Below are 23,609 nucleotides of genomic sequence, written 5' to 3'. Positions count from 1 at the left end.
TGGGTTACGCCGTGCGGACTGCGCTTTGCGCAGCCGCAGAGCTAACCCACCCTGCGACTTCTTACTTCTTCACCAGCGGGCACTCGCTGTCCTTGAGCGGCTTGGCGGCGTCTTCCGCCGCGATCGTGGCGATCTGCTTGTAGTAGTCCCACGGTCCCTTCGATTCTTCGGGCTTCTTCACCTCGAACAGATAGGCCGGGATGAGACGACGCCCGTCCGCGCGCAGCGGACCCTTGCCGAACAGCGGATCGTCGGTCGGAAGCTCCTTCATCTTGGCGACGACCTTGGCACCGTCATGCGGGTTGCCGCCGAGCGCGTCCATCGCCTTGAGATAATGCAGCACCATCGCGTAATTGCCGGCCTGCGTCATGGAGGGCATCGCATTCTTGTTGGCCAGCGCCGAGAAGCGCTTCGACCAGGCGCGGGTCTGGTCGTTCATGTCCCAGTAGAAGGATTCCGTGAAGGTCAGCCCCTGGGCGGTCTTCAGACCCAGAGAATGCACGTCATTGATGAACAGCAGCAGCGCCGCGAGCTTCTGCCCGCCCTGTACAATGCCGAACTCGGCGGCCTGCTTGATCGCGTTGGTGGTGTCGCCGCCGGCGTTGGCGAGACCGACGATCTTCGCTTTCGACGACTGGGCCTGCAGCAGGAAGGAGGAGAAGTCGGCCGTGTTGAGCGGATGCTTGACGCCTCCGAGCACCTTGCCGCCGTTGGCGGTGACGACGGCGCTGGTATCGCGCTCCAACGCATGTCCGAATGCGTAGTCGGCGGTGAGGAAGAACCAGCTGTCGCCGCCGGCCTTGGTCAACGCCTTGCCGGTACCGTTGGCGAGCATGTAGGTGTCGTAGGTATAGGAGATCGTGTTCGGTGTGCAGGCCTTACCCGTGAGGTCCGCGGTGGCGGCGCCCGAATTGAGCAGGACCGCATTCTTCTCCTTGACCAGGTTGCTCACCGCGAGCGCCACGCCCGAGCTCGGCGTGTCCGCGATCGCATCGACCTTGTCGTTGTCGATCCACTGACGGGCAATGTTGACGCCGACGTCGGGCTTGTTCTGATGGTCGCCGCTGATGACGTCGATCTTCCAGCCCTTCTTGAGCAGGCCGGAATCCTCGACCGCCATCTTGATCGCGACCACGGAGTTCGGGCCGCCGATGTCGGCATAGAGGCTGGACATGTCGTTGAGCACGCCGATCTTGACGGTCTTGTCCTGGGCGAAGGCGGATGTGGCAAAACCGAAGGCGGCACAGGCCAGAAGGGCCGCAGAGCGGCGCGCGAACGTCGTCGTCATAAAAGGTTTCCTCCATTGTCAAACATGCGGACGGCTCTCTTGAATGGGCCTTGTTCCGGCTGATGGCTCTACCGTGTCCCACGGCCGGCGGCAATGCGCCTAAAGCCGGATGAAGCTGCGTCGTAGCGTCATCCATCGGTTAACTTTTGGGCAAAATGCGTCAAGACGCTATTTCAGCGCGTCCGACGTCAGCTTGAATTTCTGGATCCGCTTTCCGGTGTCGACCTCGGCGGTATAGACGTTACCCTTGGCGTCGATCGCCATGGCATGCACCCAATGGAATTGTCCGGCATTGCGGCCGTTGTGCCCGAAGCTGCCGACCACGCTGCCGTCCTCGCGCCTGACCACCCTGATTTCGTTGTTCTCGCCGTCGGCGCTGAGCAGCCAGGTCTGCTTCGGATCGGGCCAGATCGCGATGTCCCACACCGCGCCGTTGCCGAGCGTGTTCTTCTCGAAGAAGAACTCCTTCACGAAGGTGCCGTCCGTCTTGAACACCTGGATGCGGTTGTTGATGCGGTCGCAGACGTAGACGAGCCCGTCATTGGCGAGCTTCACGCAGTGGACCGGATTGCCGAACTGCTGGGACACCGGCGCCTTGGGATCGTACGCCGCCTGCTTGGTGTCGTCGGGCTTGTTGCCGTAGGCGCCCCAGTGCCGCTTGTAGGCGAGCGTGGTTGCGTCGAATACGATGACGCGGCGATTGCCGTAGCCGTCGGCGACGTAGATTTCGTTGGCGGCCTTGTCGATCGCGGTCTCGGCGGGCTTGCCGAGCTGCGTCGTGTCGTTGCTGCCGAGGCTCGGCGCGATCTTGCCGATCTGGGCGACGAACTTGCCGTCGAGCGTGAATTTCAGGATGGCGTTGTCATTGTCGGCATTGCCGCCGACCCAGACGAAGCCGCGCTCGTCGACCTCGATGCCGTGCTCGCGGCCGACCCATTCATAGCCTTCGCCCGCGGCGCCCCACGATCGCAGCAGATTGCCGTCGCTGTCGAATTCGAGCACCGGCGGTGCCGATACGCAGCACTTGGAACGCGGCGGGGTGAGGCTCGCACCTTTCTCGTCGTCGGTGAGGGAGCGTGGCCGATGGATCACCCAGATGTGGCCCTGCCAGTCGACGGTGATGCCGCCGACCTGGCCGAGGATCCAGTTGTTCGGCAACGGCTTTGGCCACGACGCATCGACCGCGAAGGTCGGGATATCGCCGGCGGTCGCCGCGCCCGGAAGCGCAAACGCCACGGCCGCGATCAGGACAGAGAGGACGCGAGAGACATCTGCGAGCGCACGCTTAAAGCCTGCGCGATTCCGCCATGACGCCATGGCAACCTCCCTTTATTGGCTTGCGGCTTGCTGCCGCTTGAGCGCGGGCAGTCAATCGCGGGGAGGCCGTCAAGTCAATCAGGCCGGCGAACGGAAGCTCATCAGGCTGCGGGTCTTGTAGTCGTAGAACTTGCCGGTCTCGGTCCAGTCCGGCGCGCACATCGGCACGATGAATTCGGCGACCTGCTCGGCAGTATCGAGCGTCGCCGGATCCTCGCCCGGCATCAGCGTGGCACGCATCCGGGTGCGGACGGGGCCGGGATTGAACAAATTGACGCGCAGCTTCGTATTCGCTGTCTCCTGCGCCCAGGCGCGCGCCAGCGTTTCCAGCGCCGCCTTGGAGGCGGCGTAGGGACTGACATAGGCGGTGGCCTTGTTGGCAGCGCCGGAAGTGACGAACACCGCGCGGCCGGCGTCGGACTGCTTCAGCAACGGCTCCATGCAGCGGATCAGCTGGAAGTTTGCGGACACGTTGACCGCCATCACGTCGGTGAAGGCCTTCAGCTCGATATGGCCGATCGGCGAAGAGGGGCCGAGCACGCCGGCATTGCCGACGAGGATGTCGAGCTTGCCGTAACGCTCATGCAGGCCGGCACCCAGCCGCGCGATGCCGTCGGAATCGGTGAGGTTGAGCGGCACCAGCGTGGCGCTGCCGCCGTCCTTGCGGATCTCGTCGTCGAGCTCTTCCAGCCCGCCCTGCGTACGCGCCACGGCGACGATATGAGCGCCGGCCTTGGCCAGCACCTTGGCTGTGGCAAAACCGATGCCGCGCGAGGCGCCGGTGACGAGAGCGATGCGGTTGGCGAGGGGATTTGTCATTGAAAGGTTCTATCCAGCGTCGTCCTGGCGAAAGCCAGGACCCACACGCCGTGACGTTTATGGCTAGGGAAGATGATTGTCACACCTTCTTCGAACCAGAGAGGCTTGTGGTAATGGGTCCTGGCTCCCGTGCGCAATTGCGCACTAGGCCAGGACGACAGCCTAGCTCGCCTCCGCCAGCAACGACAATTGCCGCGGCTGCTGCTCGGTCTGGGTCTGGTCGGTGAGATGGGTCGGATAGGCCCCGGTGAAGCAATGATCCGAGAATTTCGGATTGGCGGGGTCGCGGCCGGGCTCGCCCATGGCACGGTACATGCCGTCGATCGACAGGAACGCGAGTGAGTCGGCGCCGATGATCTCGCGCATCTCTTCCAGCGAATGCGTCGCCGCAAGAAGACCGCCGCGGTCCGGCAGGTCGATGCCGTAATAGTCGGGATAGAGGATCGGCGGCGAGGCGAGGCGGAAATGCACTTCCTTGGCGCCTGCATCGCGCATCATGCGCACGATCTTCTTCGAGGTGGTGCCGCGCACCAGCGAATCGTCGATCAGGATGATGCGCTTGCCTTCGATCGCGGCGCGGTTGGCCGAATGCTTCATGCGCACGCCGGATTCGCGGATCGCCTGCGTCGGCTGGATGAAGGTGCGGCCGACATAGTGGTTGCGGATGATGCCGAGCTCGAACGGGATGCCGGAATGCTGGCTGTAGCCGACTGCGGCGGGCACGCCGGAATCCGGCACCGGCACCACGACGTCGACCGGCACGTGGCTCTCGCGCGCAAGCTGCGCACCGAAGGCCTTGCGCACCTCGTAGACCGAGCGGCCGTGAACGATGGAATCCGGACGGGAGAAGTAGATGTACTCGAAGATGCAGGGGCGCGGTGCGATCGGCGGGAACGGCTTGTGAATGTCCTGGCCGTTCTCGTCGAACACGATGACCTCGCCGGGCTCGATGTCGCGGACGAAGCGCGCGCCGATGATGTCGAGGGCGCAGGTCTCGGAGGTCAGGATCGGGCAACCATCGAGCTCGCCGAGCACCAGCGGACGGATGCCGCGCGGATCGCGCGCGCCGACCAGCTTCTTGTTGGTCAGCGACACCAGCGCATAGGCGCCCTCGATCTCGCGTAGCGCGTCGATATAGCGTTCGATGAAGCGGCTGCGCCTGGAGCGCGCGACCAAATGCAGGATCACTTCGGTGTCGGTGGTCGACTGCATCATCGCGCCGTTCTTCACGAGCTCGCGGCGCAGCGTCAGGCCGTTGGTGAGGTTGCCGTTGTGGGCGACCGCAAGGCCGCCGGCATTCAGTTCGGCGAACAGCGGCTGCACGTTGCGCAGGATGGTCGCGCCGGTGGTGGAATAGCGGACATGGCCGACTGCCATTGTGCCGGGCAGGCGGTCGATCACCTCGCGGCGGGAGAAGGTGTCGCCGACGAGGCCGAGGCGGCGTTCGGAATGAAAGCGGCCGCCGTCATAGGAGACGATGCCGGCGGCTTCCTGGCCACGGTGCTGAAGGGCGTGGAGGCCGAGCGCCGTGATGGCGGCGGCATCGGGATGGCCGTAGATGCCGAAGACGCCGCATTCCTCGCGCAGCGTATCCCCCTCCAGATCGTCTTGAAGTTCCAGCGCGGCCGGGCCGAGATCAAGTAGGGCGTCCTGGTCAGGATTTCGCATCTCGTCCGAGCCTCTCGTTAAGGGCTTATCAACGCGCCGCGGGTTTCTCGATCAGCTTTTTAAGGCTGTCACGAGCCGGTTTGCTGTATCCGTCGCCACTGCCCGAAGGCTGCTGCTCGGAATCAGTTTGCTCTTCATCTGGTTTGTTTTTCTTGAATCTCTTCAAGATGGTGTTCTCGGGGTCATCAGGCAAGAGGGCCATCAGCCAATCCCCGGTTCCCTGCAGCACCACGCGGGATTTGGCCCCTGTGACCCAGTCCGGGCGCTGCTTGTCCGGCACCAGCCAGGTGAAGAACAGGAAGGCGACCACGACGATCAAAAGCCCGCGCGCCAGCCCGAACAGAAAGCCGAGGGTGCGGTCCAGCGCGCCAATGCGCGAATCCAGGATCATGTCGGAGATCCGCACCGTGATCACGGAGACCACGACCAGGGTGCCCACGAACACGCCCGCGACCACGACCACGCTCGCGACGGTATCGTTGTTGAAATAGGTCTTTGCGGTCGGCAGCAGCTTCGAGAATGAATAAAGGGTGACGATCGCCGCCGTGCCCCAGGCCGCGATCGACAGGATTTCGCGCATGAAGCCGCGAACCATGGCGAGCAGGCCCGAAATCAGCATCACACCGAGCAGGATCAGGTCGAGGATGGTTACTGGCATCGGCTGGTCTGGTCCGCTCGTACTTCAAGGTGCTCAGCGAATCGGTGCTTGGCCGCCGCCCTAAGTGAGGGCCAGACGACGTTCCCGGCAAGGCCGCAACCACGCAATCCCATGCTGCTTTTGTGACGGCTGTATAGCGGCGGGGGCGGGGGACGTCACCACCGGCTAACCCTCTCCACGGCGGAATCTTGCCGGTGTGGCATTTTTCTCTGCCGGCGCGCTCGAGTCGCCCCGCCGGGAGCCGCGCGCGGCGATCTCGGCGACCAGTGTCGTCAGGCTGTTGATCGCGTTCAGCGACAGGCCGGCATCGCCGGCGGCTTCGCCCCGGGCCGATTCGGGCAGCACGGCACGCTGAAAGCCGAGTTTTGCCGCTTCTTTCAGCCGGGCCGGGGTCTGCGCCACCGGGCGCACCACGCCGGACAGCGAGATCTCGCCGAAATAGACCGCATCGGTGGGTAACTGCGCATTAACCAGGGAAGACACCAGCGCCGCCGCGGCGGCCAGATCAGCCGCGGGCTCGTGGATGCGCAGGCCGCCGGCGACGTTCAGATAGACGTCGTGGCCGGACAGCTTGACGCCGCAATGGGCCTCCAGCACCGCCAGCACCATCGAAAGCCGGCTCGGATCCCAACCGACCACGGCCCGTCGCGGGGTGCCGAGCGAGGTCGGCGCCACCAGCGCCTGCAATTCGACCAGAACGGGCCTTGTGCCTTCGATGCCCGCGAAGACTGCGGTGCCGGGCGTGCCGAGATCGCGCTCCGACAAAAACAGCTCGGAGGGATTGGTGACTTCGCGCAGGCCAAGCCCGGTCATCTCGAACACGCCGATCTCGTCGGTCGGCCCGAAACGATTCTTCACGGCACGCAGGATGCGGAATTGCTGCGAGCCTTCGCCCTCGAACGACAGCACCGCATCGACCATGTGCTCGACCACGCGAGGGCCTGCGATCTGGCCGTCCTTGGTGACATGGCCGACCAGGATGATGGCCGCGCCGGTCCTTTTGGCAAAACGGATCAGGGCCTGCGCCGAGGCGCGCACCTGCGTCACCGTGCCGGGCGCCGATTCCACCGTGTCGGTCCACATGGTCTGGATCGAATCGATCACGATCAGCCGGGGCACCGCGCCCTCGGACAGCGTCGAGACGATGTCCTCGACCGACGTTTCGGCTGCGAGCTGCACCGGCGCGTCCGACAGCCCGAGCCGCTCGGCGCGCAACCGAACCTGCGCGACCGCCTCTTCGCCGGAGATATAGACGACGCGGTGCCCGGCGCGCGCGAGCAGGCTTGTGGCCTGCGTCAGCAGCGTCGACTTGCCGATGCCGGGATCGCCGCCGACCAGAAGCACCGAGCCGCGGACAAAGCCGCCGCCGGTCACGCGGTCGAGCTCGGTCATGCCCGAGGACAGGCGCGGGGCGTCCTGGGTTTTTCCGGACAGGCTCTCCAGCGCGAACGTCCGCCCCTTGCGCTTGGAGCGGATCGACACCGGCACGCTGCCGGTCGTGTCCTCCTCCGCGAGCGTATTCCACTCGCCGCAGGACTCGCACTTGCCCTGCCAGCGGTTATAGGCCGCGCCGCAGTTCTGGCAGACGAAGGAAAGTGTGTTTTTGGCCATGAGGACAGCGAGCGCCCGGGGACAGCGAGTCGAGGGTTTCAGGTTTGCTGATAGCACGGAATGACGGGTCAAGAGAGTGAGTCCGGGCGCACCTCGAATATCGCAATTCGGTACGCCGGATACACCCTTTGTTAGCTGTATGCCGCCGCAACAGGCCGGACTTTGCCAAATGTTAGCGGACGCGGGTCCAGCTTCGGAACCAATACGGGATGGCGAAACGAATGACGGGACTTTTGCGGATATTGCTTGCTGTGGGGGTCGTCTGCGGCTTTCTCATGCCGCCTGGCGCTAGTGCGGCCGACGCGAAGCGTCTCAACGTCGTCTTCGTCAACCCGGGCAAGACCGGCGAGGTCTATTGGGACATGGTTTCGCTGACCATGCAGGCCGCCGGCCGCAAGCTCGGCGCGCATGTCGAGGTGCTGACCAGCGAGCGCAATTACCGCACCATGCAGGAGCTCGGGTTCGGCGTGGTGGCACGCAGCGACAAGCCCGACTTCCTCATTCTCTCGAATGAGGAATCCGCAGCCGTCCCGATCATGGAGGCGGCCGAGGCCGCCGGGGTCAAGACGCTGCTGCTCTCGAACACGTTGATCGGCGACGATGCGGCGCGTCTTGGACCGCCGCGCCAAAAACTCAAGACCTGGCTTGGCGACATCACGACGGATCTTCAGACCGCGGGCGCGCGGATGGCCAATGCCCTGATCGACGCGGCGCGTGCCGAGAAATGGCAGAGCCCGGACGGCAAGATCCACATTCTCGGCATCGGTGGGGACGAGATCACGCCGGCCTCGATCGCCCGCAACGCGGGTCTCAAGCTCGCGGTGGACGCCGCGCCCGACGTCGTGGTGGATCGGATGCTGTTCGCCAACTGGACGCGGTCGGAGGCCGAGCATGTCACCACGAATTATCTGAGCTGGGCCGCACGCAAGGAGATCCGGCCTGCGGGCATATGGGCCGGAAACGATCCGATGGCGCTCGGTGCGCTTCGCGCGGTGAGCGCTGCCGGCCTCACGCCCGGGCGGAACATCCAGCTGGTCGGCCTCAACTGGTCGGAGGATGCGCTGCGCGAGATCAAGGCGGGCCGCCTGCTCCTGACCGACGGCGGGCATTTCCTGCTCGGCGGCTGGTCGATCGTTCTCTTGCGCGACTACGCCGATGGCTGCGATTTCGCGGCCGTATCACCCCGCATCGAGGTCAAGACCTCCGCGATCACGCGCGACAACCTCGCTGCGGTCGGCGACCTCATCACCACGCGTGCCTTCGACCGGATCGATTTCGCGCGCTTCAAGGCCAAGGCAGGGCACTGCGGCCAGTACGACTTCTCCGTCGATGCGCTCATCTCGTCGCTGACCCCTGTGGAAGGCGCTGCCGACTGATGCGAAACGGTGACGATATGACCGGTCCGGATCGCAGGCAGCAGGTGGCGCCGCCGCGCTTGCGCTCGGTCGTCCGCGCAATGATCTGGGCCACCGTACCTGTTCTGTTGCTGGTACAATTGCTCGCCTCCGCCGGCGTCGAGGCCTCAAGCTTCTGGTCGCAGATCAGGCAGCTCGACGCCCGCATTGCCCGCGTCGCCGAGAGCCGCGCCGAGCTGATCGCCGAACCGCTCTGGAAGATGCGTTACGACCAGGTCACGAGCGTGCTCAACGAGATCATGCACGACGAGAGCATCGCCGCGGCGGCCGTTTACGATGATACCGGTATCGCGATTGCCCGCGTGCTGGCGCGCCCTGCGGGGCAGGCGGTGACGGAGGTCTCGCGTCCGATCAACTACAGCAACGGCAACATGGCGGTGCAGGCAGGCCGCATCGCGATCGTATATTCGCATGCGGCGCTCTACGCGGACGCGGGCAGCCGACTGGTGCTGCTGCTGGTCGTCGGCCTGTTGGGAACGTTTGCGACCCTGATCGCCATGCGGATCTCCGCCAACATCTTCATCGGCAGGCCGCTGGCGGCAATGATGTCCGCGATCCAGCGCAGCAAGCAGGACGGCCGCGCCTATCCGGCGGAAGTCAAATCCTCGAACGAGTTCGGTCAGCTCGCGCACGCCTTCAACGCCATGCAGCACACGACGTCTGGTGCGCTCGACCGGCTCGGCCACATGGCCGCACACGATCCGCTCACGGGGCTGCCCAATCGCCGCTCGCTATCCGAGCACCTCGCGACCCTCAGCCACGATGCCGGCTCGCCGGATGCGCTGATCGCGCTCTGCTTCATCGATCTCGACGACTTCAAGGGCATCAACGACACCTTTGGCCATGATTCCGGCGACAAGTTCCTGGTGCACATTTCCGCGCGCCTTCGTGGTGCGGTCGAACCGCAAGACTGGGTGGCGCGGCTCGGCGGCGATGAATTCGTCGTCATCCGACCCGAGGTCAGCAACGAGGAGAGCGCGCAGAGGTTTGCGCGCCACTTGCTGGATGCGATTTCCGAACCGATCCGGCTTCACGACAAGCAGGTCGTGCCGCGTGCCAGCATCGGCCTTGCCGTGCGCCGTGCCGGAGATCCCGAGCTTTCGCATCTGCCGGCGCTCGCCGACATCGCGCTCTACCATGCCAAGACCAAGGCGCCTGGCACGGTCGCGGTGCTCGACGAAGCGCTTCAGCGCGACTATCGCCGCCGCCGCGATCTCGAACTTGCCATTCCCACGGGCTTCGACGAGAGGCAATTCGAGGTCTGGTATCAAAGCCAGGTCGATCTCGAAAGCCACGACATCGTCGGCCTGGAAGCGCTGATCCGCTGGCGCCATCCGGAACATGGCGTGATCGGTCCGGGCGAATTCCTGCCGCTGATCGAGCGCAGCGGCAACAATGCGCGGCTGACGCGCTATGTGCTCACCGATGCCTGCCGCGCGCTGCAACAACTGGCTGCGGCCGGCAGGCCGCAGATCCGGATCGCGATCAATCTGCCGCCGTCCGAGCTCGCCGACCATTCGTTCGCCGCCGAGTTGCGCGCGACCTGCGGACGCTTCGACGTCGAGGCATCATTGCTGGAGCTCGAGATCACCGAGGGATCGCTGATCAACAACATGGCCAGCGCATCCGAGACACTGCACCGCCTGCGGCGCCTGGGCGCCACCATCGCGCTCGACGATTTCGGCACGGGCTACAGCTCACTCGCCCATCTCAGGCGGTTTCCGCTGGACAAGGTCAAGATCGACAAGGCGTTCATCAGCGAGATCCCCGATAGTGCGGAAGACAAGGCGATTGTGGGCGTCATTGCGTCGCTCGCGGGCACGCTGGGCCTCACTTTGGTGGCCGAAGGCATCGAGCGCGCCGAGCAGGCCCAGGCCATGCGCGAGATGGGCGTGAGGTTCGGCCAGGGCTTTCTCTATCATCGGCCGCAGCCCCTCGCAGCCGTGTTGCTATGGCTCGAGGGACGGCCGGCCCACCACAGCCGCGTCATCCAGGATAGCCCGTCGATCGCGCCCGAATTTGCCGTCTGAGCGCAGCGCGGCTACGGCTGCGCCGCATTCCACAGCATGGAGAGGCCGGCGGCGATCATGATCGCGTCCATCACCACGCGAAACATTTCGGGCTTCAGGCGCAGCACGAAGCGTTTGGCGATGAAGGCGCCCGCCATCAACGAAGATCCAGCGACGAGGCCCTTGACGAACACATCGCCGGTCAGGGCGCCGAACCGTTCGAAGGTCACGGATTTCGCGACATAGAGCCCGAGCGAAGAAGCCGCTTCGGTGGCGAGGAAAGCGCCCCGGGACAAGCCGTAGAACAGGAATAACGGGACGCTGAGCGGGCCGGTCGAGACGACGATGCCGGTGAGGTAACCGATGACGGCTCCGCCGATCGCCAGGTGCCAGAGATTGGCCTTGAGATCGTGCCGCGCCAGCCAGTGCCGCACCGGCACCATCGCGATCAGGAAGACGCCGATGGCGAGATCGACGGCGTGCGAGGGCAGGGCCAGCAGCGTCCGCGCGCCGAGCACGGCGGCCGGAATGCCTGTCACCGAATAAGCCGTGCAGGCCCGCCAGTCGACCTCGCGCCACCAGGCCAGGATTCGTGAGAGATTGGCCATGACGGCGGCCACCGCCATGATCGGCACCGCCTCCTTTGGCCCGTAGGCATAGACCAGCACCGGCATCAGCATGATCGACGAGCCCGTGCCGACGATGCCGGAAATGGTGCCTGCGACGAGGCCGACGATGAGGACGAAGAGGAAAGCCAAAACGGTCTCCACGAATCGGGAGAGCTTAGCCGCGGCCAGCGGCGCGGGCGATTCGCGAGGCGAGGGAACCCTGTCTTGCCGAACGAGAGGCCGGCGTTAACCATCGCCGATGGTTCCAGTCTGAGCGAAATCGCTTCGAAGTTTCTTAAATCTTACTGGGTACCTCTCGTGAGCATAGTGACCTGGGGGAAGAGTAATGGGTAAGCGGGCCAAACGCGGAAAGGCGGAGACGTTCGCAATCCCGATGGCCGCGAGAGTTGCAATTGGCGCCGTGGCCGTTGGCGCATTGGGGTACGGTTTGCTGTCCCGGCCGACGAACCTGCAACCGGCACGAAAGCCGTCCGCGCACGAAGCTCAAGCGTCGTCAACTCCGGTTTACGTCGCAACGCCGGTTCATGCATCAGCTCCGGCACCGACGCCGGCCCCGGCTCCGCTTCCGGCCCCGGCGCCTCTGGTCGAACCACCAAAGGCGGCTGACGTTCCTGGAGCATTCGTTCGGCAGGTGGTTGACTACGCCAGCCGGCAGACGCCGGGCACGGTGATCATCGATACCAAGAACACATTCCTCTATTTCGTTCTGAACGACGCGCAAGCACTGCGCTATGGCATCGGTGTTGGCCGCGAAGGTTTCACATGGTCCGGTGAGCAGACTGTGGCTCGCAAGGCAGAATGGCCCGATTGGCATCCGCCTATTGAGATGGTCTCGCGTCAGCCTTATCTGCCGCGGTTCATGGCAGGCGGTCCCGGCAACCCGCTTGGCGCTCGGGCGATGTATCTGGGCGACACCGAATATCGAATTCACGGCACCAACAAGCCCGATACGATCGGGAAGCGGGTCTCGTCCGGCTGTATCCGGCTGACCAATGAGGACGTCGTTGACCTCTATGATCGCGTGAAAGTCGGCGCGAAAGTGATCGTGCTTCCGACAACCGTTGCCCGCCGACCACCCCAGGGAGCGCCGGCCGACGCCGCTTTCCGATTACCGGACCCGGCATCGCCGTCGAGCCGGCCCTCGGCAACTCACGCGCAGATGCCGTCACCTGGACCGAAGATCGCCGAGGCCCGGTAACGCGTGCTCGGTTTTCATCCTGCAACTGAGGACAAGGAGGCAATGCAAGGCGCCTACGAGGTCAGCTCCTGGCCCATCGCACCGTTTGCGTGTCGGGCGAAGTGTCTCGACCGGTGAAAACCTGCGTTTCGGGGTATGTGTAACCCATTGATTCGACAGCGGTCGGCTACTGTGCATGGGGTTGTTTTTCGTGTTTTGTCGAGTTGGCGCGGCAAGTCGGTGCTCGCAGCACATGGGGCAACGCCGGCTGCGCGCTGCTGACAGCATGTTGGCAGCAGGGTCCGGCTAGGACCATCTCCTGGCAAACGGAGAGCGGGTCATGCCGATCGAGGCAAGCTGTCATTGCGGTGAGACGGTGTTCGAGGTGACGGAGGCGCCCTCGAGCGTGACCCGTTGCACCTGCTCCCTCTGCGCCAAGCGCGGCGCCTTGTGGGCCTATTACACGCCGGCGCAGTTTCGCCTGCTGTCGCCCGCGGAGAACGTCGCGACCTATCTCTGGGGCAGCCGCACCGTCAAACACCATTTCTGCGCAAGCTGCGGCTGCGGGACCTATTCGGAGTCGCCGGACTGGTCGACCGGCAAGCCCGATTTCGACAATCCGAGGGTCGCCGTCAACGCGCGCCTGTTCGACGAGTTTGATCTCGAGGCCGTGCCGGTGACCATGATCGATGGCAAAAATTTGTGGTGAGCATGCGCTCGCGCGCATGTCTGCTGCTCGTCCGTGCTCTTGAGGCATTCTTGAAAAGCTGATCTGTTTCCGGCCCGACAGAAAAAGGGAGGAAGCCGATGATGCGTCTTTTCGCGCGAGTGATGCTCGCGATGTGGCTGGCCGTTGTAGTCGGCTTCCAGGCGCAGGCGCAGACCAAGCCCAAGGTCACCACGTCAGGACCGGATTTCCCCAAGGCGACGCTGTTCGTCGGCAACAGCTTCTTCTACTACAACAACGGCATGCCCGGACATCTCTCCTTCATGGAGCGGGCTGCGTATCCCGAAAACAAGGCGGCCTATCGCAACACCATGGCGACGATCGGCGGCTCCGGCCTCGATTGGCACGACATGGACAATCTGCTGCGGCCGGGCGGCCTCGGCGCCTATTCGTTCGACGAGCAGAACAACGTCGTTTTCAACAAGCCGGGCAGGCAGTACGACGCCGTCGTGATGATGGATTGCAGCCAGTGCCCGATCCATCCGCAGTTGAAGGACGCATTCGCGACCTTCGTGAAGAAGGACAGCGAGATCGTCCGCGCCCATGGCATGCGGCCGGTCCTGTTCATGTCCTGGGCTTACGCTGACAAGCCTGAAATGACCGAAGCGTTGGCCGACGCCTACACGATCGCAGGCAATGCCAATGATGCATTGGTGATCCCCGCAGGCCTTGCCTTTGCGCGTGTGCGCAAGCTGCAGCCGGAGCTCAATCTGTATGCGCCGGACAAGCGGCACCCGAGCCCCGCGGGCACGTATCTGGCGACCTGCGTGACGTTCGCCGCGCTGACCGGCCGCTCGCCGGTCGGCAATTCCTACACGATGGGACTGGATGCGCCGACGGTGGAGCTTCTGCAAAAAACAGCGTGGGACACGACGCAGGACTATTACGGGCGTTGACCTAGCGCAGCACGACCCACGCCGGTGCGTGGTCGCTCGCGCCTTCCTCGCCGCGAACCTTCTTGTCCACGCCGGCTTTTGCCAGGCGTGAAACGAGGGCAGGGCTGAGCAGGAGATGATCGAGCCGCAGGCCCGCATCGCGCGGCCAGCGGTTTCGCTTGTAGTCCCAGAAGGTGTAGATGCGCTGCTCCGGGTGCAGTTCGCGGATCGCGTCACACCAGCCTTGCGCCACCAGCGAGGCAAAGGCCGCGCGGCTCTTCGGCTGGATCAAGGCATCCTTGTCCCACGAGCGGGTCGGATAGATGTCGATCTCATCAGGCGCAACGTTGTAGTCGCCGGCGAGCACCACGGGCAGGTCCTGCTTGATCAAGGTCCTGGCATGGCGCTTGAGCCGCGCGAACCAGTCGAGCTTGTAGTCGAATTTCGGGCCCGGCTGCGGATTGCCGTTCGGCAGGTAGATGCTGGTGACGATGACACCGCGTACCGCGGCCTCGATGTAGCGGGCTTCGTGATCGGCAGGCTTTCCCGGCAAGCGATCGCGGGTGAGAATGGGCTCGGCATTGCGGGCCAGAATGGCGACGCCGTTCCAGGTCTTCTGTCCACACCACACTGCGCCGTAACCGGCCTTTTCGATCGCGGCCGCCGGAAAATCGCCATCACTTGCCTTCAACTCCTGAAGTGCGACGACATCGGGCTTCGCGGTTCGCATCCATGCCAACAGATTGGGCAGGCGGCGATTGATGTTGTTGATGTTGAACGTCGCGATCTTCATGTAGAGCTACCGGCTCCTGCCTTCCGTTACCGGAGAAACAATGTCCAAGTTGAGCTTTGCCGTTATCGCCGTCGCCGTTGCGTTCTCCGGGGTCGCCTCGGCACAATCATCCGATCCGCGCGGCGCGTGCAAGGCGGACTATGACAAATTCTGCGCCGGCCTTGCGCCGGGCGGCGGCATCGTCGCCTGCCTCAACGCCAAGCGCGATCAGCTCAGCGCAACCTGCAAGACGGCGCTGGACAGCAGGAAAAAGAAGTAGGCGGCGAGCCGCTCAGCCCGGCAGCGGCGGCGGGCTTGCGGGCTGCTCGATCGGTGGCGGAGCAGGCGGCTGCTGCTCGACCGCCTGCGCGGGAGCCGGCTTGGCCAGCGGCTCCATCACATTCCCGCCCTTGTAGATGCGGGCGTAGCGGCGACCGAGGCTGGTCAGTACCTCGTAGCCGATCGTTCCGAAATGATGCGCGAGCTCGTCGACGTTGATGCCCTCGCCGAGCAGCGTCACCATGTGGCCGCGCCGCGCCGCGTTCGGCGGCAGATCGGTGATGTCGATCGCGATCAGGTCCATCGAAACGCGGCCGGCGACGGAGCAGCGCTTGCCGGCGACGATGACCTCGGCGCCTCGGGTGCCGTCATTGGAGCTTGCGGCGCGGAAATAGCCGTCGGCATAACCGACCGCGATGATCGCGAGTTTCGTCGGCCGCCGTGCGGTCCAGGTGCCGCCATAGCCGACGCTCTCGCCGCGCTCGACATTGCGGATCTGCACGATGCGGGCCTTGAGATCGACCACCGGCTGCATCGGATTGTCGGCCTCCGGCGTCGGGTTGACGCCGTAGAGCGCGGCGCCCGGCCGCACCATGTCGAACTGGAAGGGCGCGCCGAGGAAGACGCCGGACGAATTGGCAAGCGCCGCCGGCACGCCGGAGAATTCGCTGGCGATGCCGCGGAAGGCCGCGAGTTGCTTGGCGTTCACCGGGCTGTTGAGCTGCTCGGCCGAAACCAGATGGCTCATCACCAGCGTGATGCCGTGATCGCCGGCGTTGATGCGGGGAATGATGGCCTGCGCTTCCGCAAGCGTCAGGCCGAGCCGGTTCATGCCGGTGTCGATGTGGATGGCGGCGCCACCGGTCCAGCCGGTGCGGCGACAGAACACGTCCCATTCGGCGAGCTCGTTGAGATCGCCGATCACCGGGCGGCAGTTGATCTGGGCGTAGTGTTCGCCGGTGTTCTGGAAATAGCCCCCGAGCACGTAGATCGCAGGCTCCGGCACCGCCGCGCGCACCTTGCGCGCTTCCTCGATGGTAGCGACGAAGAAGGTCTTGCAGCCGGCCTTGTTCAGGGCACGCGCGACCTGCTCGGCGCCGCAGCCATAGGCGTCGGCCTTGATCACTGCCGAGCATTCGGCCGGCACCGCCGTCTTCTCGAGCTTGCGCCAATTGGCGATGATGGCATCGAGATCGACGGTGAGCACGCCGCCGAAGGTCGCGAGCGCGGCAGCCTGATTGGCCTCCGCGGAGAGAAGGCCGGATTGCGGGATCATTTTCGGGTCGGACGCCATTGTCATGGCGCCGTTTTACGCAAGAGGCCGGTCGGGTTCAACCCAGGGAACTCAGTAGTCGTTGCCGCTGCGGTCCGGCACCTGGCTGTCCGGCGCAAGATCGCCGAACCGTGTGATCGACGCTTCGAAGGCCACATCGACGGTGCCGGTCGGGCCGTGGCGCTGCTTGCCGATGATGACTTCGGCCTTGCCATGCGCAAGATCCATGTCCAGGCGCCATTTTTCGTGCTCCGGTGTGCCCGGGCGCGGCTCCTTGTTTCCGAGGTAATATTCCTCGCGGTAGACGAACAGCACGACGTCGGCGTCCTGCTCGATCGAGCCCGATTCGCGCAAATCCGAGAGCTGCGGCCGCTTGTCGTCGCGCGACTCGACCTGGCGCGAGAGCTGCGAGAGCGCAATCACGGGCACGCTCAGTTCCTTGGCGAGCGCCTTCAAACTGGTCGTGATCTCGGTGATTTCCTGCACGCGGTTTTCGCTGCGCTTGCCCGAACCCGACAAGAGCTGGATGTAGTCGATGACGATGAGGTCGAGGCCCTTCTGCCGCTTCAGCCGGCGGGCGCGCGCCATCAGCTGCGCAATCGAGAGACCGCCGGTCTCGTCGACATAGAAGGGCAGAGACTGCAGCTCGATCGAGACCTCGCGGATCTTCTCGAAATCGGCCTCCGAGATGCCGCCGCGGCGGATCGACGAGGAGGGGATGCCGGTGCGCTCGGCCACGATACGCGTGGCGAGCTGGTCGGCCGACATTTCGCAGGAGAAGAAGCCGATGACGCCGCCATGGGCGGCCTTCATGGTGCCGTCGGCCTGGAGTTCACCGACATAGGCCCGGGCGACATTGTAGGCGATGTTGGTTGCGAGCGACGTCTTGCCCATGCCGGGGCGGCCGGCGACGATGATGAGGTCGGAGTGCTGCAATCCGCCCATCTTGGTGTCGAGGTCGCGCAGGCCCGTCGAGATGCCCGACAGCTTTCCGTCGCGCTGGAACGCTTTCGCGGCCAGATCGACCGCAAGCGTCAGCGCCTGCGAGAATTTCTGGAAGCCTCCGTCATAGCGGCCGGATTCGGCGAGTTCGTAGAGGCGGCGCTCGGCGTCCTCGATCTGCGCCCGCGGCGCGAAGTCGACCGGGGCGTCATAGGCGACATTGACCATGTCCTCGCCGATGCCGATCAGGTCGCGTCGCAATGCCAGATCGTAGATGGTGCGCCCATAATCCTGCGCATTGATGATCGTGGTCGCTTCGGCGGCGAGGCGCGCCAGATATTGTCCGATGGTCATGCCGCCGATATCGGTGTCGGCGGGCAGGAAGGTCTTCAGCGTGACGGGCGTCGCGATCTTGCCCATCCGGATCAGGCTTGAGGCGGTCTCGAAGATGGTCTGGTGCAGCGGCTCGAAATAATGCTTCGGCTCCAGGAAGTCGGAGACGCGGTAAAACGCGTCGTTGTTGACCAGGATCGCGCCCAGAAGGCTCTGTTCCGCTTCAATATTATGCGGCGCGCTCCGATAGGCGGGAGTTCCGGCTTCGGGCGCGAGTTTGAGAACGTTCGAATCAGTCAGGGCCATGGTCGAGCGATAGCAATTTTCTGGGGCGGATGCGGGGCCGGGATAAAGCGCCGCCTCTGGCCAAAGCGGAAGCGAAAGCTCGCCGCTATCAACCGATCATTAAAATGGTGGATGATTGTTCGCCGCAGCCCGCGCCGCGCTTGACGGATTTTCGTGGAACCAGGTCGCGGCCTGGAAGCGGCCGCTGCCGCGCCACGGAAAACGCCGGATGAAGTGAACCTGATGGGTTGCCGGGCAGACCTATCGAGACGCGCGCGAATGACGCACGGCTAGGCGCTTTTGGCTCGGTTCAGACCAACAGGAGGTAAACCAGCGCAACCAGGGCCGCCCCGACGCCGGTAGCGATCAGGGCGTAATCGGTGCGGAGGTCGTCCTGCACGTCGAATGAGGTTTTGGTCTCGTTGCTCATGGCGACGGTCTAAGCCAGGGCCGACGAGACTTATGTGAAGCAGATCACATCTCCCCGGATTCTTTCGGGGTCCAGCCGGAACAGGCTAGCGGGCGGGGGGTTGTCTCCCGATCTGCCACCAGGGAACGAGGCAAGCGATGCGGCCAGAACGGCGGCCCCGGAATTGGCGAAGCGAAGCAGGCAGCCGGCTTTGGCTGTCGGGGCTGATCGCGGCCATGGAGCACGCTGAACGGCCGGAAGTGCGTCGGGAACCTGTCGCCCCCGAAATCCTGAAGGCGTTGCGGATGCAATTGGCCTTAACGGCCTTTTACCCTTCCGCTCCGGTTTCGACCCTGCGCCACTAGGCCTTATTCACCAGCCAACTTCAGTCTCGGCGTGGCGCCGGCTTCGACGGCCCGCAGCCGGGCTTCTTCACGCGTGATGTAGTTGCGCGTCATCGGCACGACGCCCTGACGGCGGGTGAGTTGAATCTGGAAGTTCATCATATCCTGCTTCCGGAACGTCATCTCGCTGGCTGCCAGATAGAATTCCCACATCAGCGCGAAGCGCTCGTCATACAGCTGCACGGCTTCTTCGCGTCGCGCCATGAAGCGTTCGCGCCATGCCTTGAGCGTTTCGGCGTAATGCAGGCGCAGAATCTCGATGTCGCAGACCAGCAGGCCCGCGCGCTCGATCGCCGGCAGCACCTCCGAGAGAGCGGGGATGTAGCCGCCGGGAAAGATGTATTTGGCGATCCAGGGATTGGTGGAGTCCGGGCCCTGCGAACGGCCGATCGAGTGCAGCAGCATGACGCCGTCCTTGTCCAACAGCTCGGCGCAGCGCTGGAAGTAAGTGTCGTAGAAGCGGGCGCCGACATGCTCCAACATGCCGACTGAGACGACGCGGTCGAACGGACCGGCGATGTCGCGATAATCCTGAAGCAGGAATTTGGCCGATCCGGTCAGGCCCTTTTCGGCTGCGCGCGCATTGGCGATCTGCAATTGCTCGGTCGACAACGTGATGCCGGTGACGTCAGCACCTGCGATCTCGGCGAGATAGAGCCCAAGTCCGCCCCAGCCCGAGCCGATGTCGAGGACGCGCTGGCCGCTCTTGACGAGCAGCTTTGCGGCAATGTGCCGTTTCTTGGCGAGCTGTGCATCGTCGAGCGTGCTCTCCGGCGTCTCGAAATAGGCGCAGCTGTATTGCTTGTCGGCGTCGAGGAAGAGCGAATAGAGCCTTGCATCGAGATCGTAATGGTGTGCGACGTTGCTACGGGATCGCGGGCGCGGATTGAACTGCTTCAGGTGCCGCACCAGATAGCGCAGGTGCCACCAGGGTTTTGCCCAGTGCGGCAATAGGTCGGGTTGATCGAGCAGGATCGCGAGGGCATCAGCTATGGTGCCGTGCTCAACGACGAACTCGCCGTCCATGTAGGCCTCGCCAAGCCCGAGCTCGGGATTGACGAGGATCTTCCGCTCTGCGTCCGCGGTGACGAAGCGGACTGCGACCGGTTCGCCCGAGCCGTCGCCGACGGTGAACTTCGAGCCCTTCGCCGTGGTCACCGTCATCGACCCGCGGCGGATGAATTGAGACAGGAATTGACGCAACAATCGATCCATCGGCACCCATCCTCTCGAGCGAACCCGAAGAGATGCGACTAACCCGGCCTTTCACACCCTACGCCCGGGCATCTCAGCGGTTCCTATGCGTTTGCATCTAGATCTAAGGAGGTGGCCCGGGCCCGCTATTGCGCTGTGCTCAAAGCGGATATTCCAAAACCGCTTAATCACATCCTTGCGCGCGCAGCCTGCTTCCATTCGCGGCTCAATCGGATAAAAGGTGACCCGCCGCGGCGCCGCCTGCCGGCTGCACCTCTCGGAATTCAATGGAGATGATGGGAATGTCGAGCCGAGCGCTCAGCCTCGCGACGATCTTGCTTCTGATCGGCTTCGGCGCGACCGATACCGTTCTCGCGCAGGCGACGAACCTCGAGGCCGGCAAGGCCCCATCCCAGCTTTTCGCGCAGACCTGCAATGCATGTCACAAGAGCCCGCGCGGCCTGTTGAAGACGGTGGCGCCGGGCTCGCTGCCAGGCTTTCTGCGTCAGCATTATACGACCAGCCCCGACATGGCCGGCGTGCTTGCCTCGTACCTCGTCTCCAACGGGGCCACCGACACCCGCTACCAGGCGAAGGACGGCCATAAGGACGGCAAGGACAGGAAGGACGGCGCCAAGGACAAGGAAGCCAATACCAGTCCCGCGCAGTCCCCTGAACATCAGGGCCGCCGGCAACGTTCCCAGGAATCCGCCAAGCCGGAAGGCGAGGGTGCCGCTCCCGCGGCCGAGGGCGCGCGTCAGAAGCGCGCCGCGCGGCCGGCCGAAGAAGGAACGAAGGAAGGCGCGAAGCCCGAGGGCCAGGCCGCACCCGAAGGGCGCAAGGCCAAGCGTCTCGGCAAGCGCGGCAAGCCCGGAAGTGATGAGGCGCCGAAGGTCGATGCCGCGGCGCCGACAGCAGACGACAAGAAGAGCGAGCCGAAGGTCGAGTCCAAGCCCGAAATAAAGCCCGAGACAAAACCCGAGACTGCGAAGGTGGATTCCGGCGAGGCAAAATCCGACGGCAGCAAATCTGAAGGCGGTAAGCCGTCCGAGAAGCCCGCCGAGGCCAAGCCGGAAAGCGCCAAGGTGGAGCCGCGCGGCAGCGAAGCTCCGACGTTGCGGCCCGATCCGGTGCCGCAGGTAACGCCGGCCGCACCGTCCGCCGCGAAGCCTCCCGAGCCAGCTGCGCCCAAGGCGGCGGAAGAGGCTGCTCCCAAGCCCGCCGCGAGGTCCGAACCGCCAGCGAAGTCGCAGGATCCGGCGCCGCCCGCGACCGCTGCGGCCCCGCCGGCGCCTGCCGAATCGTCCGGTCCGCCGGCGCCGCCGATTTCGCGATAAGCGACCACATTTTTTAGTCACGCGAAGGCCGCGCTCTGGCGCGGCTTTCGTCGTCTTGGAATACAAGCTCAATCTTGTTGTCGCCCGCGGCCGGCGAGAAGCCGATTTGCCGGGCGAGGGTGATCAAGCCGGGGCGTCAGGTCTCCGTGGTCGCAGCCGACGTTTTCTGCGTCGGCGACGGCGTCGAGAAGCATACGGCAACGGCGCTCGCCTCGATCGCGATGCTGAGCGAGGACGTTGCCGCTAAAACGAAAAGCCCGGCCGCCTGAGGCGACCGGGCTGCGAAAGCCTGCGCGAGCGCGAGGCTTACTTCTCGGTCTCTTCCGCAGCCGGCGCCGGCTCGGCGTCGTCCTGCAGGGCTTCCGGGTCGAAGAACTCGCCGGCGGCTGCGATCGCTTCGGCCGCAGCATCCCGGTCTTCGTTCCGGCTCGAAATGTCCTCGCCGCGGTTGATGCGCTCGGCCTCGTCCTGGCTGCGCGCCACGGTGACGCTGATCTCGACCTCGACCTCGGGGTGGATGGCGACCGTGATGGTGTGCTTGCCGATGGTCTTGATCGGCGCGTCGAGCTGAACCTGCGGGCGCGACAGCGAAACACCGTCGGCTTCGAACGCCACGACGATGTCGCGCACGTTGACCGAGCCGAACAGTTGGCCGGCCTCCGAAGCTTGACGGATCACGATGATGTTCTTGCCCTGGATCTTCTCGGCGACCTTCGACGCCTCGCCCTTGGACTCAAGGTTGCGAGCCTCGAGCTCGGCCTTCATGCCGTCGTACTTGGCACGGTTGTCGGCGGTGGCGCGCAGCGCCTTGCCGCGCTTGAGCAGGAAATTGCGGGCATAGCCGTCGCGAACCTTCACGACTTCGCCCATGTGACCGAGCTTGTTGACGCGTTCCAGCAAAATAACTTCCATATTCGTTCTCCTTTGATGTGTTGAGTGAGTTGGAATTTCGAACGTGAACTTTCGGACTTGAACTCAAGAGGTCGGCAGTGGCGGCGGCTGGCGCGTACGAAGGAAGCGTTCGCGGAGGCCGAACACGGCATCGGCGAGGCCGAGGATCACCATCGCGATGACGGGCCATCCGAACACGACCACCACGGCGTAGGTCGAGCCGAGCCAGAAGGTGCGGCTCTTCAGCGCCAGCGTCAGCGTATGCAGCACGGCAAAGCCGGTCAGCGCATATCCCATCATCAGCGCAGCCGTCGCAATTTGCGCCGCGATCGCAAGCAGTCCGCCGGTGAAGCAGAACGCCAGCGCGATGCAGAGCGCCACGAGCGTCATCGGCGGCAGCTCCGCCGTCATCAGGTCCGGCCAGGGGCGCCGCAGCCGGCCCGACGTCGCTGTGACCTTGGTGCTGAGCCAGAGGTTGAGGGTCAGCGTCATCATCGCAACGATGGTGGCACCGGCCGGCAAGATACGCACCAATGCGCCGACGAATTGGTCGGTCTCGCCGGAGCTCTGCGGGTCGGCGGCGCGGAGGAGGCGCATCAAGCCACGGCGCAGCGTGCCGGTGATGGTCTCGGCGTCGGTGCCGATCGTGAGCAGCGCGGCGATCGTGGTCAGTGTGGCGAAGCCCGCGATCCACAGCAGGATTCGGCCGACCGGATACCACTCGAGCACAGGCTCGGTGGGCGGCTCGGCGGCGGGCTTCGGCGCGGCGGGTCCGACCTGCCGGCTGAGCAGGACGAGATGGCCGAGCCACCAGGCCGGCAATGCGACGGTGACGGCGAAGGCAATGCAGTAGGGCAGGCCGAACAGCGCGCCGAGGCCAACCGCGGCGGCGATGCCGCCGAGGCTCGCGCAAAGCGGTCCCCAGCCGATCGAAGCGACCATCAGCGGCAGCGGTGCGAGATAGAACAGGACGAGCGAGATCAGCGCGCCCGAAATGATCGAGGCGAACATCAGGGCCGACGCGGCGCCGGCGATCAGGGCTATCAGTCCAAAAGCCATCATCAGCTGTCCCGCTCCCTTCGAGCGGTTAGAGGCATCTCGCCCCAACCATCGGCGACCGGACGACCCGGAAGCCTTATGAGAAACCAGGTGGTACGGCCCGCGGCGCGGTGGGCCCCCCGCCCCGAAGGGGTGTTGGCTTTCGGGTGGGGGCCGCGCCCCCGACCCCCCCCCCGCCAAAATTCGCAAAGACCGTTAACCGCACCGCGACCGTGTCGCGGTCGATCATCATCAGGTC

Annotated in this window: 20 protein-coding genes and 1 pseudogene; 8 read left to right on the top strand and 13 right to left on the bottom strand. The window is 64.6% G+C overall.

Features of this window, described 5'->3' with window-relative positions:
* Positions 1-61: 61 nt before the first annotated feature.
* The 6 genes from AC0L2J_RS02915 to radA all read right to left on the bottom strand — a co-directional run bounded on the left by AC0L2J_RS02915 (position 62) and on the right by radA (position 7,361).
* Positions 62-1,288, bottom strand: a complete 1,227-nt coding sequence (locus tag AC0L2J_RS02915) for an ABC transporter substrate-binding protein (RefSeq protein WP_007609280.1) — start codon at positions 1,286-1,288, stop codon at positions 62-64.
* 168 nt (positions 1,289-1,456) lie between these two features.
* Positions 1,457-2,605, bottom strand: coding sequence for an NHL repeat-containing protein (locus tag AC0L2J_RS02910; protein ID WP_473387079.1), 1,149 nt, complete (start codon positions 2,603-2,605; stop codon positions 1,457-1,459).
* Positions 2,606-2,683: 78 nt separating this feature from the next.
* On the bottom strand, positions 2,684-3,424 hold the full coding sequence (locus AC0L2J_RS02905; RefSeq protein ID WP_473387077.1) for an SDR family NAD(P)-dependent oxidoreductase: 741 nt from the start codon (positions 3,422-3,424) through the stop codon (positions 2,684-2,686).
* A gap of 162 nt (positions 3,425-3,586) precedes the next feature.
* Positions 3,587-5,092, bottom strand: a complete 1,506-nt coding sequence (gene purF, locus AC0L2J_RS02900) for an amidophosphoribosyltransferase (RefSeq protein WP_007609288.1) — start codon at positions 5,090-5,092, stop codon at positions 3,587-3,589.
* 28 nt (positions 5,093-5,120) lie between these two features.
* Complete coding sequence (locus AC0L2J_RS02895; protein WP_007592055.1) at positions 5,121-5,750, bottom strand: CvpA family protein; 630 nt, start codon at positions 5,748-5,750, stop codon at positions 5,121-5,123.
* A gap of 165 nt (positions 5,751-5,915) precedes the next feature.
* A complete protein-coding gene (gene radA / locus AC0L2J_RS02890) occupies positions 5,916-7,361 on the bottom strand; it encodes a DNA repair protein RadA (protein ID WP_007592053.1) in 1,446 nt (481 codons plus the stop codon).
* A gap of 221 nt (positions 7,362-7,582) precedes the next feature.
* On the opposite strand from radA, the gene AC0L2J_RS02885 reads away from it, so the two are divergent.
* Together AC0L2J_RS02885 and AC0L2J_RS02880 are read left to right on the top strand one after the other, a co-directional pair.
* On the top strand, positions 7,583-8,737 hold the full coding sequence (locus tag AC0L2J_RS02885) for an ABC transporter substrate-binding protein (protein WP_063992721.1): 1,155 nt from the start codon (positions 7,583-7,585) through the stop codon (positions 8,735-8,737).
* Positions 8,737-10,806, top strand: a complete 2,070-nt coding sequence (locus tag AC0L2J_RS02880) for a putative bifunctional diguanylate cyclase/phosphodiesterase (RefSeq protein WP_473387075.1) — start codon at positions 8,737-8,739, stop codon at positions 10,804-10,806. The genes AC0L2J_RS02885 and AC0L2J_RS02880 overlap by 1 nt, the downstream gene beginning before the upstream one ends.
* Positions 10,807-10,817: 11 nt before the next feature.
* Here AC0L2J_RS02880 and AC0L2J_RS02875 read toward each other — a convergent pair whose 3' ends face one another.
* A complete protein-coding gene (locus AC0L2J_RS02875; protein WP_473387073.1) occupies positions 10,818-11,543 on the bottom strand; it encodes a sulfite exporter TauE/SafE family protein in 726 nt (241 codons plus the stop codon).
* A 196-nt stretch (positions 11,544-11,739) separates the two neighbouring features.
* On the opposite strand from AC0L2J_RS02875, the gene AC0L2J_RS02870 reads away from it, so the two are divergent.
* The 3 genes from AC0L2J_RS02870 to AC0L2J_RS02860 all read left to right on the top strand — a co-directional run bounded on the left by AC0L2J_RS02870 (position 11,740) and on the right by AC0L2J_RS02860 (position 14,214).
* Positions 11,740-12,612: a L,D-transpeptidase gene (locus AC0L2J_RS02870; protein ID WP_473387071.1), complete on the top strand. Its 873-nt coding sequence runs from the start codon at positions 11,740-11,742 to the stop codon at positions 12,610-12,612.
* A gap of 319 nt (positions 12,613-12,931) precedes the next feature.
* Positions 12,932-13,300, top strand: a complete 369-nt coding sequence (locus AC0L2J_RS02865) for a GFA family protein (protein ID WP_007609295.1) — start codon at positions 12,932-12,934, stop codon at positions 13,298-13,300.
* 98 nt (positions 13,301-13,398) lie between these two features.
* The gene (locus AC0L2J_RS02860) at positions 13,399-14,214 is read left to right on the top strand and encodes a hypothetical protein (RefSeq protein WP_473387069.1); all 816 of its coding nucleotides are present in this window, start codon (positions 13,399-13,401) and stop codon (positions 14,212-14,214) included.
* Between the two features lies 1 nt (position 14,215).
* Here the strand turns inward: AC0L2J_RS02860 and AC0L2J_RS02855 are convergent, their stop codons facing one another.
* Positions 14,216-14,986 carry an exodeoxyribonuclease III gene (locus tag AC0L2J_RS02855; RefSeq protein ID WP_473387067.1) on the bottom strand — a complete coding sequence of 257 codons (771 nt, stop codon included), beginning with the start codon at positions 14,984-14,986 and terminating at the stop codon, positions 14,216-14,218.
* Positions 14,987-15,026: 40 nt separating this feature from the next.
* Here AC0L2J_RS02855 and AC0L2J_RS02850 point away from each other — a divergent pair, with 40 nt between their 5' ends.
* Positions 15,027-15,245, top strand: a complete 219-nt coding sequence (locus tag AC0L2J_RS02850) for a hypothetical protein (RefSeq protein WP_063992716.1) — start codon at positions 15,027-15,029, stop codon at positions 15,243-15,245.
* Positions 15,246-15,257: 12 nt separating this feature from the next.
* Here the strand turns inward: AC0L2J_RS02850 and alr are convergent, their stop codons facing one another.
* The 3 genes from alr to AC0L2J_RS02835 form a co-directional block, all read right to left on the bottom strand.
* Positions 15,258-16,538 carry an alanine racemase gene (gene alr, locus AC0L2J_RS02845; RefSeq protein ID WP_473387232.1) on the bottom strand — a complete coding sequence of 427 codons (1,281 nt, stop codon included), beginning with the start codon at positions 16,536-16,538 and terminating at the stop codon, positions 15,258-15,260.
* 51 nt (positions 16,539-16,589) lie between these two features.
* The gene (locus tag AC0L2J_RS02840) at positions 16,590-18,098 is read right to left on the bottom strand and encodes a replicative DNA helicase (RefSeq protein WP_007592031.1); all 1,509 of its coding nucleotides are present in this window, start codon (positions 18,096-18,098) and stop codon (positions 16,590-16,592) included.
* A gap of 756 nt (positions 18,099-18,854) precedes the next feature.
* Complete coding sequence (locus AC0L2J_RS02835; protein ID WP_473387066.1) at positions 18,855-20,105, bottom strand: class I SAM-dependent methyltransferase; 1,251 nt, start codon at positions 20,103-20,105, stop codon at positions 18,855-18,857.
* Between the two features lie 281 nt (positions 20,106-20,386).
* Here AC0L2J_RS02835 and AC0L2J_RS02830 point away from each other — a divergent pair, with 281 nt between their 5' ends.
* Both AC0L2J_RS02830 and AC0L2J_RS02825 read left to right on the top strand, forming a co-directional pair.
* Positions 20,387-21,421: a hypothetical protein gene (locus tag AC0L2J_RS02830; RefSeq protein ID WP_007609315.1), complete on the top strand. Its 1,035-nt coding sequence runs from the start codon at positions 20,387-20,389 to the stop codon at positions 21,419-21,421.
* Between the two features lie 55 nt (positions 21,422-21,476).
* Positions 21,477-21,690 (top strand): annotated as a pseudogene (locus AC0L2J_RS02825) (hotdog family protein); the annotation flags it as partial.
* Positions 21,691-21,727: 37 nt separating this feature from the next.
* On the opposite strand, the gene rplI reads toward AC0L2J_RS02825, so the two are convergent.
* Both rplI and AC0L2J_RS02815 read right to left on the bottom strand, forming a co-directional pair.
* Positions 21,728-22,333, bottom strand: a complete 606-nt coding sequence (rplI, locus tag AC0L2J_RS02820) for a 50S ribosomal protein L9 (RefSeq protein ID WP_007609316.1) — start codon at positions 22,331-22,333, stop codon at positions 21,728-21,730.
* Positions 22,334-22,396: 63 nt separating this feature from the next.
* A complete protein-coding gene (locus tag AC0L2J_RS02815) occupies positions 22,397-23,374 on the bottom strand; it encodes a hypothetical protein (protein ID WP_473387062.1) in 978 nt (325 codons plus the stop codon).
* Positions 23,375-23,609: the final 235 nt, after the last annotated feature.

Source organism: Bradyrhizobium sp. MV1.5 (assembly GCF_055807615.1).
The sequence above is the reverse complement of the archived record's forward strand: the minus strand, read 5'-3'. Positions and strand labels throughout refer to the sequence as shown.